The organism is Streptomyces sp. NPDC028910 (genome assembly GCF_055564955.1).
In genome coordinates, this window is sequence record NZ_JBVHVF010000037.1 from 65451 (window position 1) to 80288 (window position 14838).

The 14838-nt window shown below is 72.7% G+C and carries 10 protein-coding genes, 3 tRNA genes and 1 pseudogene; 7 read left to right on the top strand and 7 right to left on the bottom strand.

All coding sequences use genetic code 11. The features are described 5' to 3' along the window. The first annotated feature begins 30 nt into the window (after positions 1-30). Both ACZ4TV_RS31370 and ACZ4TV_RS31375 read left to right on the top strand, forming a co-directional pair. Positions 31-1143, top strand: a complete 1113-nt coding sequence (locus tag ACZ4TV_RS31370; protein ID WP_468138572.1) for an RNA polymerase sigma factor — start codon at positions 31-33, stop codon at positions 1141-1143. Between the two features lie 37 nt (positions 1144-1180). Next, positions 1181-1699 carry a hypothetical protein gene (locus ACZ4TV_RS31375; RefSeq protein ID WP_468138573.1) on the top strand — a complete coding sequence of 173 codons (519 nt, stop codon included), beginning with the start codon at positions 1181-1183 and terminating at the stop codon, positions 1697-1699. Positions 1700-1922: 223 nt separating this feature from the next. Here ACZ4TV_RS31375 and ACZ4TV_RS31380 read toward each other — a convergent pair whose 3' ends face one another. Both ACZ4TV_RS31380 and ACZ4TV_RS31385 read right to left on the bottom strand, forming a co-directional pair. Beyond that, a complete protein-coding gene (locus tag ACZ4TV_RS31380) occupies positions 1923-3845 on the bottom strand; it encodes an ABC transporter ATP-binding protein (protein ID WP_468138574.1) in 1923 nt (640 codons plus the stop codon). Continuing rightward, positions 3842-5575: an ABC transporter ATP-binding protein gene (locus ACZ4TV_RS31385; RefSeq protein ID WP_468138575.1), complete on the bottom strand. Its 1734-nt coding sequence runs from the start codon at positions 5573-5575 to the stop codon at positions 3842-3844. The genes ACZ4TV_RS31380 and ACZ4TV_RS31385 overlap by 4 nt, the downstream gene beginning before the upstream one ends. Positions 5576-5865: 290 nt before the next feature. Between ACZ4TV_RS31385 and ACZ4TV_RS31390 the strand changes: the two genes are divergently transcribed. Further along, positions 5866-6231, top strand: coding sequence for a cupin domain-containing protein (locus tag ACZ4TV_RS31390; RefSeq protein WP_468138576.1), 366 nt, complete (start codon positions 5866-5868; stop codon positions 6229-6231). 47 nt (positions 6232-6278) lie between these two features. Here the strand turns inward: ACZ4TV_RS31390 and ACZ4TV_RS31395 are convergent, their stop codons facing one another. Beyond that, complete coding sequence (locus tag ACZ4TV_RS31395) at positions 6279-7727, bottom strand: FGGY family carbohydrate kinase (RefSeq protein WP_468138577.1); 1449 nt, start codon at positions 7725-7727, stop codon at positions 6279-6281. Positions 7728-7825: 98 nt separating this feature from the next. Beyond that, positions 7826-8128, bottom strand: a complete 303-nt coding sequence (locus tag ACZ4TV_RS31400) for a YtxH domain-containing protein (RefSeq protein ID WP_468138578.1) — start codon at positions 8126-8128, stop codon at positions 7826-7828. 145 nt (positions 8129-8273) lie between these two features. Here ACZ4TV_RS31400 and ACZ4TV_RS31405 point away from each other — a divergent pair. The 3 genes from ACZ4TV_RS31405 to ACZ4TV_RS31415 all read left to right on the top strand — a co-directional run bounded on the left by ACZ4TV_RS31405 (position 8274) and on the right by ACZ4TV_RS31415 (position 8690). Further along, positions 8274-8346: transfer RNA gene (locus ACZ4TV_RS31405), tRNA-Asn, on the top strand. 5 nt (positions 8347-8351) lie between these two features. Further along, positions 8352-8424: transfer RNA gene (locus ACZ4TV_RS31410), tRNA-Asn, on the top strand. 192 nt (positions 8425-8616) lie between these two features. After that, positions 8617-8690 (top strand) — tRNA-Ile (locus ACZ4TV_RS31415). A gap of 278 nt (positions 8691-8968) precedes the next feature. On the opposite strand, the gene ACZ4TV_RS31420 is transcribed toward ACZ4TV_RS31415, so the two are convergent. After that, positions 8969-10138, bottom strand: coding sequence for a carboxylate-amine ligase (locus ACZ4TV_RS31420; protein WP_468138579.1), 1170 nt, complete (start codon positions 10136-10138; stop codon positions 8969-8971). Positions 10139-10351: 213 nt separating this feature from the next. On the opposite strand from ACZ4TV_RS31420, the gene ACZ4TV_RS31425 reads away from it, so the two are divergent. Next, positions 10352-11614, top strand: a complete 1263-nt coding sequence (locus tag ACZ4TV_RS31425; protein ID WP_468138580.1) for an MFS transporter — start codon at positions 10352-10354, stop codon at positions 11612-11614. A gap of 38 nt (positions 11615-11652) precedes the next feature. Here the strand turns inward: ACZ4TV_RS31425 and ACZ4TV_RS31430 are convergent, their stop codons facing one another. Together ACZ4TV_RS31430 and ACZ4TV_RS31435 are read right to left on the bottom strand one after the other, a co-directional pair. Next, the gene (locus ACZ4TV_RS31430; RefSeq protein WP_468138581.1) at positions 11653-13008 is read right to left on the bottom strand and encodes a carboxyl transferase domain-containing protein; all 1356 of its coding nucleotides are present in this window, start codon (positions 13006-13008) and stop codon (positions 11653-11655) included. Positions 13009-13418: 410 nt separating this feature from the next. Continuing rightward, positions 13419-14750: pseudogene (locus ACZ4TV_RS31435) on the bottom strand (sensor histidine kinase); the annotation flags it as partial. Positions 14751-14838: the final 88 nt, after the last annotated feature.

A 14838-nucleotide genomic window follows, 5' to 3' on the forward strand; every position in this document is an offset into this window, starting at 1 on the left:
AAGTGCTCGCACGCCCCTCGTGGGCGCGATGTGTCGTACCCCACACTGAGGTGCGGTGCCCCCGTCCTCGGAGCCCTGGAGGTCGCCCCCGTGCAGACCCGGACCCTGACCGTCAACGTGAGCGAGTCCTCGGAGGCCAAGGCCGTGGACGAAGAGCCCGAGGTACTGGAGCTGATCGAGCCGGTGCCCGCGCAGCGCAGGCGAAGCAGCAGCGACAGCGGAGGCGGAGCGGGTCCTTCCGCAGATCTGTTCCGGCAGTACCTGCGCGAGATAGGAAGGATCCCGCTGCTCACCGCCGCCGAGGAGGTGGACCTCGCCCGGCGCGTCGAAGCCGGCCTGTTCGCCGAGGAGAAGCTCGGCACCACCCCCGACCTCGACTCCCAGCTCGCCCTCGATCTCGACAAGCTCGTCGTCATGGGGCGGATGGCCAAACGCCGTCTCATCGAGTCGAACCTGCGGCTCGTCGTCTCCGTCGCGAAGCGGTACGTGGGCCGTGGGCTCACGATGCTCGACCTCGTGCAGGAAGGGAACCTCGGGCTGATCCGGGCCGTTGAGAAGTTCGACTACGCCCGCGGGTACAAGTTCTCCACCTACGCCACCTGGTGGATCCGGCAGGCGATGTCCCGGGCCCTCGCCGACCAGGCCCGGACCATCCGCGTGCCCGTCCACGTGGTCGAACTGATCAACCGCGTGGTCCGCGTCCAGCGCCGCATGCTCCAGGAGCGCGGCTACGAGCCCACCGCCGAAGAGGTGGCCGTCCACCTGGAGTTGACCCCCGAGCGGGTCCTGGAGGTGCTCCGCCTCGCCCAGGAGCCGGTCTCCCTGCACGCCCCGGTCGGCGAGGAGGACGACGTCGCGCTCGGCGACCTCATCGAGGACGGGGACGCCGCCTCGCCCGTGGAGTCGGCCGCCTTCTTCCTGCTGCGCGAACACCTGGAAGCCGTCCTGTCGACCCTCGGGGAACGCGAGCGCAAGGTCGTGCAGCTGCGGTACGGGCTCGCCGACGGCCGCCCGCGCACCCTGGAGGAGATCGGCCGGATCTTCGGCGTGACGCGCGAGCGGATCCGCCAGATCGAGTCCAAGACCCTCAACAAGCTGCGCGACCACGCCTTCGCCGACCAGCTGCGCGGATACCTCGACTAGCGGCCCCGAGAGAGAAGAAGACCCGAGGAGAGAAGAAGTGAGGCGAGCACGCCCGGCGGGCGTCGTCATGACCGCCGTCCTGGCCTTGGCCCTGACCCTGGCAGGCTGCCAGAAACCGGTCGAGGACCCCGCCCCCAAGGACCGGGCCCCCTCCGCCCGCCCCGGCGGCTCGGCGAAACCCACCCAGAAGTCCTCCCCGGGCAAGACGCCCGGCCCCAAGAGCCCGAGCCCCAAGGACACCGGCCCCTCGCCGCGGCCCACGACCCCGGCACCGTGGGTCCCGAAGGGGCCGGCCACGCTCACCGGATGCGGCACCTTCGACTCGGGCTCGCCGTGCACCTTCCGCGGCGCCAACTTCAAACCGGGCGAGCGGATCGAGCTCACCTGGGAATACGGGACCACCCCGCACTACTTCGAGGCCGACAAGGACGGGAATTTCAGCGGGGGGTCCATCTACACCCCGCGTTCCGGCACCTACACCTGGACGGCCCGCGGCACGGACTCCGGCCGGAAGGCCACCGTCCGGGTCGAGGTGAAACCCGGGTTCTACTCGTGACGTGCGGCGGGGGCGCGGCCCGGCACCACCGGACCCGCCCCCGCCCCCCGCCCCGTCACGACCTAGTGCTGTGACCGGAAAGGTTCACCGGGTCACGGCGCCCGGCACGGCGCCTCGCCGCGTTGTCGGACCGCGCAAGTACGTCCAGTACGAGCCGCGGTCCTCCGCCTTGCGATGCACCGCACCGGACGCCGCGACCCGGCAAACCTTTCCGGCCACAGCACTAGTCCACCTCGGCGACCGCCTGCGCGAACTGCGCCGCGTACAGCCGCGCGTACGCGCCGCCCGACGCCAGCAGCCCCTCGTGCGTGCCCTGCTCCACGATCGAGCCGCTCTCCATCACCAGGATCACGTCCGCGTCGCGGATCGTCGACAGCCGGTGCGCGATCACGAAGGACGTACGGCCGTGCGCGAGCCGCGCCATCGCCTTCTGGATCAGCACCTCCGTACGGGTGTCCACCGAGCTCGTCGCCTCGTCGAGCACCAGGATCACCGGGTCCGACAGGAACGCCCGGGCGATGGTGATCAGCTGCTTCTCACCCGCGCTGACGCCCGCTCCCTCGTCGTCCAGGACGGTGTCGTAGCCGTCCGGCAGGGTGCGGATGAAGCGGTCCGCGTGCGCGGCCCGCGCCGCCTCCTCGATCTCGGCGCGCGTGACCTCGCGCGAAGCACCGTAGGCGATGTTCTCGGCGATGGTGCCGCCGAACAGCCAGGTGTCCTGGAGCACCATGCCGATGTCGCCGCGCAGTTCCTCGCGCGTCATCTTCGCGATGTCCACCCCGTCGAGGGCGATCTCCCCGCCCGTGACCTCGTAGAACCGCATCAGCAGGTTCACCAGCGTCGTCTTGCCGGCGCCCGTCGGGCCGACGATGGCGACCGTGTGGCCCGGCTCGACCGTCAGCGAGAGGTTCTCGATCAGCGGCTTGTCCGGCTCGTAGCGGAAGGCCACCTTGTCGAAGGTGACCTGGCCGCGCAGCTCCTGCGGACGCTCCGGGACCTCGGCGTCCTGCTCCTGCTCCGCCGCGTCCAGCAGCTCGTAGACCCGCTCCGCCGAGGCGACGCCGGACTGCACGAGGTTCGCCATCGACGCGACCTGCGTCAGCGGCATCGAGAACTGCCGCGAGTACTGGATGAAGGCCTGCACGTCGCCGATCGACAGGGTGCCGGAGGCGACCCGGAGCCCGCCGACGACGGCGATCAGCACGTAGTTGATGTTCGAGATGAAGAACATCACCGGCTGCATGATGCCGCTGACCAGCTGCGCCTTGAAGGAGGCCCGGTACAGCGCCTCGTTCTGCTCGGCGAAGACCGCAGCGGACTCCTTCTGCCGCCCGAAGACCTTGACCAGGTTGTGCCCCGAGTACATCTCCTCGATGTGGGCGTTGAGGGCGCCGGTCGTCTTCCACTGCGCCACGAACTGCGGCTGCGACTTCTTGCCGATCTTCGCCGCGACGAAGACCGAGACCGGTACGGTCACCAGCGCGACCAGCGCCAGCAGCGGCGAGATCCAGAACATCATCGCGAGCACGCCGAAGATGGTCAGCAGCGAGTTCAGCAGCTGCCCCATCGTCTGCTGGAGCGTCTGGCCGATGTTGTCGATGTCGTTGGTGGCCCGGCTCAGCACCTCGCCGCGCTTCTGCTGGTCGAAGTACGACAGCGGCAGCCGCGACAGCTTCGCCTGGAGCTCCTCGCGCATCCGGTAGACGGTGCCGTTCATCACGTGGTTCGACAGCCGGGTCGCGACCAGCATCAGCAGGCCGGCCAGGGTGAACACCACCAGCGCCCACAGGGCCACGACCCCGACGGCGCCGAAGTCGATGCCCTTGCCCGGGGTGAAGTCGGTCCCGGAGAGCATGTCCGCCATGCCGTCCTGGCCCCTGGAGCGCATGGCGTCCAGCGCCTGCTGCTTGGTCGTCCCGGCCGGCAGCTCCCGGCCCACGATCCCGGCGAAGACCAGGTCGGTGGCCTCGCCGAGGATCTTGGGGCCCACCACCGCGCAGCCGACGCTGCCGACGACGGCCGCGACCATGCCCCACAGCTTGGCCCGGTCCTGGGCGAGCTGGCCCAGCAGCCGCTTGCCCGAGCCCTTGAAATCCAGGGACCGCTGGGCCGGCCCCGTCATCATCCGTCCTCCGGGCCCGCTCATGCGGCCTCCGCCTCCGTCAGCTGGGAGAGCACGATCTCCCGGTAGGTCTCATTGCCGGCCATCAGCTCGTGATGGCGCCCCTCGCCCACGACCTGGCCCCCGTCGAGCACGATGATCCGGTCGGCGTCGCGGATCGTGGAGACCCGCTGGGCGACGATGACCACGGTCGCGTCCTCGGTCTCACGGGCGAGCGCCGCGCGCAGCGCCGCGTCCGTCGCGTAGTCCAGGGCCGAGAAGGAGTCGTCGAAGAGGTAGATCTCCGGGCGCTGCACGAGGGTGCGGGCGATGGCCAGGCGTTGGCGCTGGCCGCCGGAGAGATTGGTTCCGCCCTGGGTGACGGGGGCCTGGAGGCCGCCCTCCAGCGCGGACACGAAGTCCTTGGCCTGCGCCACCTCCAGGGCCTGCCACAGCTCTTCGTCGCTCGCGTCCGGGCGCCCGTAGCGCAGGTTGGAGGCGATGGTTCCGGAGAACAGGTACGGCTTCTGCGGAACCATGCCGACCGTCCTGGCCAGCAGCTCCGGGTCCAGTCCGCGTACGTCCTCGCCGTCGACCAGTACCTCGCCGCCGGTCGCGTCGAACAGCCGCGGGACCAGGCCCAGCAGCGTGGACTTGCCGCTGCCGGTGGAGCCGATGACCGCCGTGGTCTCGCCGGGGCGGGCCACCAGGTCCACCCCGCGCAGGACCGGGGCCTCGGCGCCCGGGTAGCGGAAGTCGGCGCCGCGCAGTTCGAGGCGGCCGCGGCGGGCGAGTTCCCGCACCGGGTCGGTGGGCGGGACCACGCTGGAGTGGGTGTCCAGGACCTCCTGGACGCGCTCCGCGCAGACCTCGGCGCGCGGCACCATCATGAACATGAAGGTGGCCATCATCACGGCCATGACGATCTGCATCAGGTAGGCGAGGAAGGCCGTCAGCTGGCCGATCTCCATGCCGCCGCTGTCGATGCGCATCGCACCGAACCAGATCACGGCGACGCTGGAGATGTTCACGACCAGGATGACCGTGGGGAACATGTACGCCAGGAGCTTGCCGGCGGCCAGCGAGACGCCGGTGAGGTCGGCGTTGGCTTCGCGGAAGCGGTCCTTCTCGTAGTCGTCGCGGACGAAGGCGCGGATCACCCGGTTGCCGGTGATCTGCTCGCGCAGCACCCGGTTCACGGTGTCCAGGCGCTCCTGCATCCGGCGGAACAGCGGCCGCGTCCTGAGGACGATGGCGCCGACCGAGAGCCCGAGCACGGGAACCACGGCGAGCAGCACTCCGGACAGCCGCACGTCGAGCGAGAGCGCCATGGCGATGCCGCCGACGCACATGATCGGCGCCGAGACCATCAGGGTGAAGGCCATCAGCACCAGCATCTGGACCTGCTGGACGTCGTTCGTCGTACGGGTGATCAGGGACGGGGCGCCGAACTGGCCGAGCTCCCGCGCGGAGAAGCTCTGCACGCGGTCGAAGACGGCGGCGCGGACGTCCCGGCCGAAGGCGGCGGCCGTGCGGGCACCGTAGTAGACGGCTCCGACGTTGCAGACGAGCTGGACGAGCGAGACGCCGAGCATCAGTGCGCCGAACCGCAGGATGTAGCTGGTGTCGCCGTTGACGACACCGTTGTCAATGATGTCGGCGTTGAGCGTGGGCAGGTAGAGGCTCGCGCTGGTCTGCAGCAGTTGCAGCAGGACCAGCGCGGCGATGGGTTTCCGGTACGGACCCAGGTGGGTCCGCAGAAGTCGTATGAGCACGCGCAGGCTCCGGTCGGCAAGATCGAGGGGTCAACCCATCTTGGGCCAAACGGACTCCGATCCCCACCGGATTTCGCAAAGGCCGGTCAAAAGGAGGAGCCCGGGGACGGCGGGTCCTACGTCGCGGCGCCCATGTCCCGTCCGCCGACCGGCCCGGGTCGTCTCCCGGATCGTCGCGTCGCGCCGGGCGGCGGGCGCGGGGAGACTGGAAGGAGGGCGGGGGGCAAGGGGGGCAAGGGGGCAAGGGGGGAAGCTCCGGATCGCCGGAGCAGGTCAGCCGTGGAGGACTCATGACGGCAACGACGCGCGAGCAGACCCCCGTCGCTTTCGAAACCGACGAGGCGGAGCTGCGCATGCGGGAGCTCGGCGGAGACATCACCGTCGCCTTCGTACGGTTCGCCAAGGGCGTGGACATGAAGCCGGCGCTCAAGGGGCTGCCGGGCGATCTGTGCCCGTGCCCGCACTGGGGCTACGTACTCAAGGGCAAGATCAAGATGCGCACCGCGGACGGGGAGACCGAGTACTCGGCCGGCGAGGCCTTCTACTGGGCACCCGGCCACGCCCCGGAGGCCCTCGAGGACACCGAATACATCGACTTCTCGCCGACGGCGGACTTCGACAGGGTGATCAAGCACGTGGCGGCCCAGGCAGGCTGAACCACCACGTACCTGTACCTGTACCGGTACCTGTACCGGCCCGGCGGCTAGAACGCCCCGGGGTGGATCTGCTCCCGCGTCGCGATGTACTGCTGGCGCACCGCCTGCCACGCCGGGAGCTCCTCGCCCGGCTCGAAGACCTGAGCCGCGGGGGCAGGCCAGAGCGGCGGGGTGTGCGGGGTCAGCGTGCCCTGAGCCACCCCGAGCGCCCAGGCCGCCTGGCGCGCCGCGCCCAGCGCCGCGTAGTCGGCCGGCGCCGGTACGACGACCTGCGTCCCGAACAGCCCCGGCGCCGCGGCCTGTACGGCGGGCAGCTCGGCCGCCGCGCCCAGCAGGAACACCCGGCGGATCTCGACCCCGCGCGAGCGCAGCACGTCCAGCGCGTCCACCAGCCCGCACAGCATGCCCTCGAAGGCGGCCCGGGCCAGGTGCTCGGGCTTCATCGAGTCCCGGCGCAGCCCGGACAGGGTCCCGGCGGTGTGCGGCAGGTTAGGCGTGCGCTCACCCTCCAGGTACGGCAGGAGTACGAGGCCGTGCGCGCCCGGCGTCGACTTCAGCGCGAGCTCGGACAGCCCCTCCAGATCGGTGCCGAGCATCTCGGCGGTGCCGCGCAGGGCCCGTACGGCATTGGAGGTGTTCACCACCGGGAGGTGCATGCCGGTGGCGTCGGCGAGGGAGGTGATCAATCCGCCCGGCTCCGACAGTGCCTCGTGGTGCACCGCCATCACCGAACCGGAGGCGCCGAGCGAGACCACCGCGTCGCCGGGGCCGAGACCCAGGCCGAGGGCGGCGGCCATCGTCTCGCCGGTGCCGGCGGATATCAGGAGCCCCTCGGGCGTGGTCCCGGCGGCGTCCGCCGGGCCGAGCACCTCGGGCAGCAGCGCCCGGTGCCCGAGCGCCAGCTCCACCAGGTCGGGCCGCCAGGATCCGGCGGCCGCCGACCAGTAACCGGTACCGGAGGCGCCGCCCCGGTCGGTGGTCCGCCGGGCCGGCCGGCCCAGCAGCTGCCAGACCAGCCAGTCGTGCGGGGACATCAGCACGGCCACCCGGCGGGCCGCCTCGGGCTCGGTGCGGGCCAGCCAGGCCAGCTTCGCTACCGGCTGCGCGGCGTGCGGGACCGAGCCCACCGCCTCGGCCCAGGCCTGCCGGCCGCCGAAGGCGTCGACGAGGTCGGCTGCGGCGACCTGACCGCGCTTGTCGTTGCCCACCAGGGCGGGCCGCACCAGCCCGCCCTGCGGGTCCAGCGGCAGCAAGCCGTGCTGCTGCGCGGAGACCCCGATGGCCTGGACCCCTTCGAGCAGCCCGCCGCCGGCGGCCTCACCGAGCGAGAGCAGCCAGGCCTGCGGATCGGTCTCGTGGGGGTTCGCGCCGTCGGGTTCGCCCGCGGGCTGTGGATGGGGTGCGTACCCCTGGCGCAGCACGGCGCCGGTCTCGGTGTCACAGACGACGATGCGTGTGAACGCGGAAGAGCTGTCCAGCCCGGCGACTATCCCCATGCGGAGAATTCTGCCGCACGCGGGGCCGGTCTCCACCGCTCCGGAGCCCCCGGAACCTCATGGGTCCCGGGGGCCCCGCGACGCGGACCGGCGGTCGCTCAGGTGTTGCTGGTGCCCCAGTCGTCCTCGGCGCCGCCGCCGCCCCGGCCGCGCAGCACCCGTACCCGCCCGGCGAACGATTCCGGTACGACGTCGCCGACCTTCTCGCTCACCGCGGCGAAGGCCTTCCCGGCGAACTCCCGTCCGGTGTGGCCCGCGGTCTCGGCGGCGTTGCGCACCGCCGGGTTCTGCGCGATCTCCCGTGCGGACTTCTTCAGCTCCTCGTAGCGCTCGCGTCCGGCCCGGGTCCCGAGCACGTACCCGAGGGCCAGTCCGACCATGAACGTGACCTTGTACCGCATGCCTGCCACCCTTCGTCGTGTGGTGCCCGGCCTGCTGTCGATACCGATTGGCGGAGCACCCCCCTGCTTGCGCTAATCTATGACTCGCAACGGGCAGTCGCCCCCCGGCAAGGCCGGAGGTGGGCTGTTCGGTGCACCGCAGCAATCCCCTGTAGCTCAATTGGCAGAGCAGCCGGCTGTTAACCGGCAGGTTACTGGTTCGAGTCCAGTCGGGGGAGCGCGGTCCCCTGTAGCTCAATTGGCAGAGCATTCGGCTGTTAACCGGAGGGTTGCTGGTTCGAGTCCAGCCGGGGGAGCAAGGAAGAAGAAGAGGGCCCCACGGGGGTCCTCTTCTTTTCTTTGTCGCCCCTGTCCGGGAACCGGGCAGCCCTCAGCGCGGTCTCTCTGAGCAGGCGAAGCCGATCATGCGAGGCATCCGAGGCAGGAGATCGTATGAGCGGCTATGCTGCGGCAGACGGCGCGCACACGTGTACGCGCCACGCCGTGAAGGGGCGGTAGCTCAGCCGGTTAGAGCAGCGGACTCATAATCCGTCGGCCGTGGGTTCGAGTCCCACCCGCCCCACCGCAGGGTTGGTCTGCAGAAACGTTGCGACCAGCTTGTTTGGCGCCCCGGCCCAGGTTCTCTGGGCCGGGGCGCCTCTTTGTTTCCTCTGTGGCAGCCGACCGGGACGGACGGGGCGCGGCCTCCGGCCGGCGCCGTCGTACAAGTCCGTCGAGAACCTGCCCGCGAACTGCGCCGGCACGGTGTCCACCTGCTCTTGACCGCATGACCGTGGTGCCGCCTCCAGCACACGGCCGGGGGCGGCACCACTGCGTCGGCGGCTCCGGGTCTTCTCCGGGTCAGAAGTCCTCCGTTTCGTCCGCGAGGTGGCGCAGTACGTCCGTCAGGTCCTGGCGGCGGGCGAAGGCCCGGCGCTGGCGGTGGGCGCCCGAGCCGTCGCGCAGGAGGGTGGCCATGGTCTTGGCCGCGTGGTCCAGGTCGCCGGCGGCGGCCAGTTCCGGGGCGACCAGGTCCAGCAGGGCCTCCGCGAGGTCGGCCGCGGGGAGTTCCACCCCCGTGTACGGGTCGAGCCCGAAGCCCTCCAGCCCGTCGTGGGCCGCCCGCCAGCGCGCGAGGCGCAGTACGTCGTCCCGTACGGCCGGCTCGGGGCGGTGCTCCGCGATCTCGCTCAGGGCCGTGGCCACCAGCGCGCGGGCCAGTTCGGCCTGGAGGATGGCCGAGTCGATCCCCGGGGACATGTCGGGCGCCCGGATCTCGAGCGTCGGCCAGTGCCCGGAGGGGCGCAGGTCCCAATAGACCATCTTGGTGTCCAGGGCGGCCCCCGAACCGAGCAGGATCTGCACCGAGCGCCGGAAGTGGGCCGTGGACGTGAAGTGCGGAGGCAGCCCCGCCGAGGGCCAGCCGGACCAGGCCATCGCCCGCCAGCTGGCGTGGCCGGTGTCACGGCCGCCCCAGAACGGCGAGTTGGCGGCCAGCGCGATCAGGGTGGGAAGCCAGGGTCTGATCCGGTTGGACACCGCCACCGCCGTGTCCACGTCGAGCGTGCCGATGTGGATGTGGCGGCCGCAGCTGACCAGGGTGTCGGTGAGCGCGCCGAAGCGGCGGTGCTGCTCGCGCTGGCGCGGTTCGTCGTCGGTCAGGTGCAGCGGCCCCTCCACGGCGACGACCGGCGAGGGCGCGGCCAGCAGCCGGCAGCCGTGGGCGCGGGCCGCCCGCCCCAGGGTGCGCCGCAGGGCGGCGAGCTCGGCGCGCAGCGAAGCCGCCGAGTGGGCTATCGGGGTGGATATCTCCACCTGGTAGCGGGTGCCCTCGGGGTGCAGCTCGCCCGGCAGACCGCCGGCCGTCGCGAGGACCAGCGGGGCGGCGGGGACCACCCGGAAGGTGCGGGCGTCGACGAGCAGGAACTCCTCCTCGACGCCGACGGTGAGGGGGACGGTGAGGGGGACGGTGGTGCGCACCGTGTTCTGCGTGGTGCCGGTGCTCGTGGTGCTGTTGCCAGGTTCGATCACTACGCCTCCCTGGACATACGAGTCTTTTCATCATGAGCTGAACACGAGGTGAGGAGCGCACGTCGATTCAGTCAAATGTCCGGTGATAGTGGCGAGTTACCGGCAACAAGCCGTCCTGGGCGGGATCCCCGAGCCGGATGGGGCGCGTGGTGCCCGTGTGCGACGAGGCGCGGCGGCCCCGGGGCACCGGAGGGCCGACCGTTATCATCCGCTGTGACCCGTACGACCGCGCCCACCCGCCCCCGGCGGCGAATATTCGCCGACCTCACCCCGCTGCGCACCTCTCCGGACTACCGGCGGCTGTGGATCGGCGGCACCATTTCCTGGGTCGGCCAGTCGATGACCGCCCTCGCGATCTCGCTCCAGGTCTACGACATCACCCGGTCCAGCTTCTCCGTCGGCCTGGTCGGACTCTTCTCGCTCGTTCCGCTCATCGCCTTCGGGCTCTACGGCGGGGCCATCGCGGACACCGTGGACCGGCGCAAGCTCGGCCTCTACAGCTCCTTCGGCGCCGCCGGACTGTCGGTCGCGCTCGCCGCGGCCGCCCTGCTCGACTACCACCGGGTCTGGTTCCTGTACGCCGTCGTCGGGCTCCAGGCGGTCTGCGGGGCGCTCACCGGACCGGCGCGCTCCGCCATGGTTCCCAGGCTGCTGCCGGCCGAGCAGCTGCCCGCCGCCAATGCCCTGAACTCCGTGACCATGACCTTCGGGACGATGGTCGGCCCCGCGCTGGGCGGGCTGATCGTCGGTGTCGGCGGATACCAGTCGGCGTACCTGATCGACGCCGTGACCTTCACCGCCGCGCTCTACGCGATGTGGCGGCTGCCGTCGATGAAGCCCGACCGCGCCGAGGGCGCCCGCGGCAGGGCCTCCGTCGTCGACGGCCTGCGCTTCCTCGGCACCCGGCCCAACATCCGGATGACCTTCTTCTCCGACATGGCCGCCATGGTGCTGGCGCACCCCCGGGCCCTGTTCCCGGCCGTCGCAGGGCTCTGGTACGGCGGCGGGGCCGGTACGGTCGGCCTGCTGGCGGCCGCGCCCGCCGTCGGGGCGCTGCTGGGCGGGCTGTTCTCCGGCTGGCAGGGCCGGGTCCGGCGGCACGGGCTGGCGATCCTGCTGTCCGTCGCCGGCTGGGGGCTGGCCATCGCGGTGTTCGGACTCACCCGGAACCTGTGGCTCGGGCTGTTCTTCCTGACGCTGGCCGGGTGCGCGGACACCACCTCGATGGTCTTCCGCACCACCATGCTCCAGGCCGCCACCCCGGACGAGATGCGGGGCCGCCTCCAGGGCGTCTTCATCATCGTCGTCGCGGGCGGGCCCCGGCTCGGGGACTTCCTCGCCGGCACCGCCGCCGACCTGACCTCCCCGGCGGTGGCCGTCACCGGCGGCGGGCTGGCGTGCGTGCTGGTGCTGGGCCTGCTCGCGCTCCGCTGGCGGAACTTCGCCCGGTACGACGCGCGGTCCCCGCAGGCCTAGGGGGCGTCCGGTGGCTGTGCTGTGGGCGTCCGGCGGGGCTAGTGGGCGGGGGGCACGATGCCGCGGGCGACGCCCAAGGTGACCAGGTCCTGGGGGCGGATGCGGAGTTGGTCCGCGGTGGCCGGGGCGGCCGACGGGGGGCGTTTGAGGATGGCCGCCGCCAGTTCCGGCGCGATGACCGAGAAGTAGCTGTCCGGAGTGACCCAGGTGTTGCCCGGCGCGGCCAGCGCGAGGGCGCCGCCCGAGCCGCCTTCGCCGATGAGGAGGGTGGTGAGGGGAACGGTGGCCGCCGCCAGCGCCGCGAAGGTGTCGGCGATGGCCGCGCCGGCGCCCGCGCGTTCGGCGGCGGCGTCGTTGGCCGCGCCCGGGGTGTCCACCAGCGTGAGCACCGGGATGCCGAGCCGGTCCGCGAGGCGGATGACGCGGGAGGCCGTACGGTATCCCGCCGGGCGGGTGGCGGTGCCGCACTGGGCGGCGTACGCGACGACCCGGCCCTCGCGCAGCCCGAATCCGCAGAGCATCCCGGGGTCGGTGCCGCCTGCCCGGTCCCCGGAGAGGGGCAGGCGGAGTTCGAAGTACGCGTCCAGGTAGGCCTCGGCGCGCGGCCGGTCCGGGTGGCGGGCCTGCTGGACGGCGTCCCAGCCGGTGGCCGGTGGCAGTCCAGCTGCTACGCCGCCCAGCGCGGCCGGCGGCGGGGTGGGCCCGGCGGAGCGGGGCGCGGCCAGGACGTGGAGCCAGTCGGCGAGGGTGCCGGGCAGGTCGGCGGCGGGGACCACGGCGTCCACGTGGCCGGCGGCGTACTGGCCTTCGGCGCAGTAGGCGGCCGGGTCCGCGTCCGCCGGGCGCACCCGGGAGCCGGCGAAGCCGACTTGGGCTCCGGGGAGCGCGAGGACGACGTCGGCCCCGGCCCCGAGGGTGGCCCAGCCGCCGCCGGTGGTCGGATCGCGCAGTACGGCGAGCTGGGGGAGGCCGGCGGCCCGGGTCAGGACGCACTGGCGGGACACGCGCTGGAGCTGGGTCAGCGCGAGCATGCCCTCCTGCATCCGGGAGCCGCCGGTGGCGATGAGCGAGACGAGGGGGAGGCGGTGGTCGCGGGCGTGGACGTACGCCGCTTCGAGCCGGTCGCCGGTGTGCTGGCCCAGCGAGCCGCCGAGGAAGCCGAACTCGAAGGAGATCACGGCGGCTTCGTGACCGCCGATGCGGGCGGTGCCGGTGACGACCGACTCCCGTTCGCCCGTGCGTTCGGCGGCCCGGGCGCGGGAGTCGTCGTAGCCGGTCCAGGCCAGGGGGCCGTCGGCGGGGGACTCCCGGCGGGGGGCGGGCAGTTCGGTGAAGCTGCCGGGGTCGGTCACGGAGGCGATGGCCGCGCGGGCCGAGAGGCGGGTCGTCGTCACGGGCTCACCCTAGGGCGTGTCGGGCCGATCGGGCCGGGTGGTGAGGGGCGGGCAGGGGGCGGGGCAGGGGGTGTGAGCGCCGCGGCGAAGAGGGGAAGCACAGGGACAGCGGGTCGAGGCTGACGGTCGTGGTGGCCATGCCCGGCACCACGAGGACGGAGAGGAGGCGGAGCAGGCGGTGGCACCCAGCCGGCGCGCAGGGGGGCGGGGGTGGGGTTGGTACCGGCGCGGGGCGCCGGCCGGCCGTTCTCGGCCGGCGGGTGGGGCTGTGCGCGGGGCGCGGGTTGGGTTGGTACCGGTGCGGGGTGGTGGTCCGGCCGTTTTCGGCCGGGGGTCGTGCTGTGCGCGGCGCGGGCGGTCGCCCCCTCGACCGCCCGGGGCGGCTGCGCGAGCCGGGCCCCCGGCAGTGGTTACAGCGCCGACTCCCACGTCACCGTCGTGCCCCGGGCTCCCGACTCCGTACGGCCGTCGTCCGCCACCGTCAGGCGGACCCGGGACGGGCTCGCGTCCACCTCCACCTCGATGGAGCTGACTTCGCGGCGCCGGTGCGCCGCGGCCAGGGCGCCGCGCAGGGCGGACAGCAGATCGCCCGCCACCGGCTCCGGCAGCAGGGTGTCCACCGCGCCCGTGAAGTGCACCGACGGCTGGAAGCCGAGCAGGACCGCCGCCCCGCCCGTCTCGCGCAGGAGCCGGCCCCGGAAGGTCGTCGGGGCGTCTGTCGGCGGCTGCTGGAGCGCGAAGATGGCCGTCCGGACCTCCTGGATGGTGGAGTCCAGCTCGTCGACGGCGCGGCTGAGCTCGTCGCCGACCGTGTCTGCGGACGGGGTGTTCGAGGCGCGCCGCCGGGTGCTTTCGAGCATCATCTCGGTGGCGAACAGCCGCTGGACCACCAGGTCGTGCAGGTCCCGCGCGATCCGGTCGCGGTCCTCGTACACCGCGAGCTGCTCCCGGTCGTGCTGGGCGTCCGCCAGTACGAGGGCCAGCGCGGCCTGGGAGGCGAACTGCGTGGCGAGCAGCCGGTCCACCGCGTCGTACGGGGGCCCGCCCCGGGCGCGCGGCAGGGCCAGGGTGCCGATCAGCTGGCCACCGCTCTGGAGGGGAAGCATCATGCTCGGCCCGAACCGCTCGCGGACGCGGGTGGTCATCCGGGGGTCGGTCGCCGAGTCCTCTATGAAGACGGGTTCGCCGCCGAGGAGTTGTTCCAGCACCGGCGAACCGGGCGCGATCGCCGTCCCCACCAGGTCCCCGGGGTCTGCGTGCGTGGAGGCGGCCACGATCTCCATGCCGCCCTCGGGGGTGGGCTGGAGCACCACGCCGGCCGCGGCGTCCGCCAGCAGCCGGGCCCGTTCGGCCACGCACATCAGGGCGTCCGCCGCCGGGCTGCCGGCCAGCAGGGCGGTGGTCACGGCGGCGGCGCCGTCGATCCAGCGCTCCCGGCGGCGCGCGGTCTCGTAGAGCCGGGCGTTGCCGATCGCTATGCCCGCCTGCGCGGCCAGCACGCGCAGCAGGGCCAGGTCCTCGTCCGTGAAGGGGCCGCCGTCCCGCTTCTCGGTGAGGCGGAGGTGGCCGAAGACCTCCGTGTGCACCCGGATCGGGACGCTCAGGAAGCCGCGCCCGGGAGGGTGGCCCGGCGGGAAACCGGCCACCCGGGGGTCCTGGGCGAGGTCGTCCGGCAGGTGGGGGATCGCGGCCCGCTGCGCCTCGGTCATCCCGGCCGTGAACAGATCGGTCAGCCGGGCGGGGGGGGGGGGGGGGGGGGGGGGGGGGGGGGGGGGGGGGGGGGGGGGGGGGGGGGGGGGGGGGGGGGGGGGGGGGGGGGGGGGGGGGGGG

What these genes read in the sequence shown, in the direction of transcription:
- ACZ4TV_RS31380 (WP_468138574.1), bottom strand. Translation starts at nt 3,845, where the DNA reads ATGAGCGGGCCCGGAGGACGGATGATGACGGGGCCGGCCCAGCGGTCC.
- ACZ4TV_RS31390 (WP_468138576.1), top strand. Translation starts at nt 5,866, where the DNA reads ATGACGGCAACGACGCGCGAGCAGACCCCCGTCGCTTTCGAAACCGAC.
- ACZ4TV_RS31395 (WP_468138577.1), bottom strand. Translation starts at nt 7,727, where the DNA reads ATGGGGATAGTCGCCGGGCTGGACAGCTCTTCCGCGTTCACACGCATC.
- ACZ4TV_RS31400 (WP_468138578.1), bottom strand. Translation starts at nt 8,128, where the DNA reads ATGCGGTACAAGGTCACGTTCATGGTCGGACTGGCCCTCGGGTACGTG.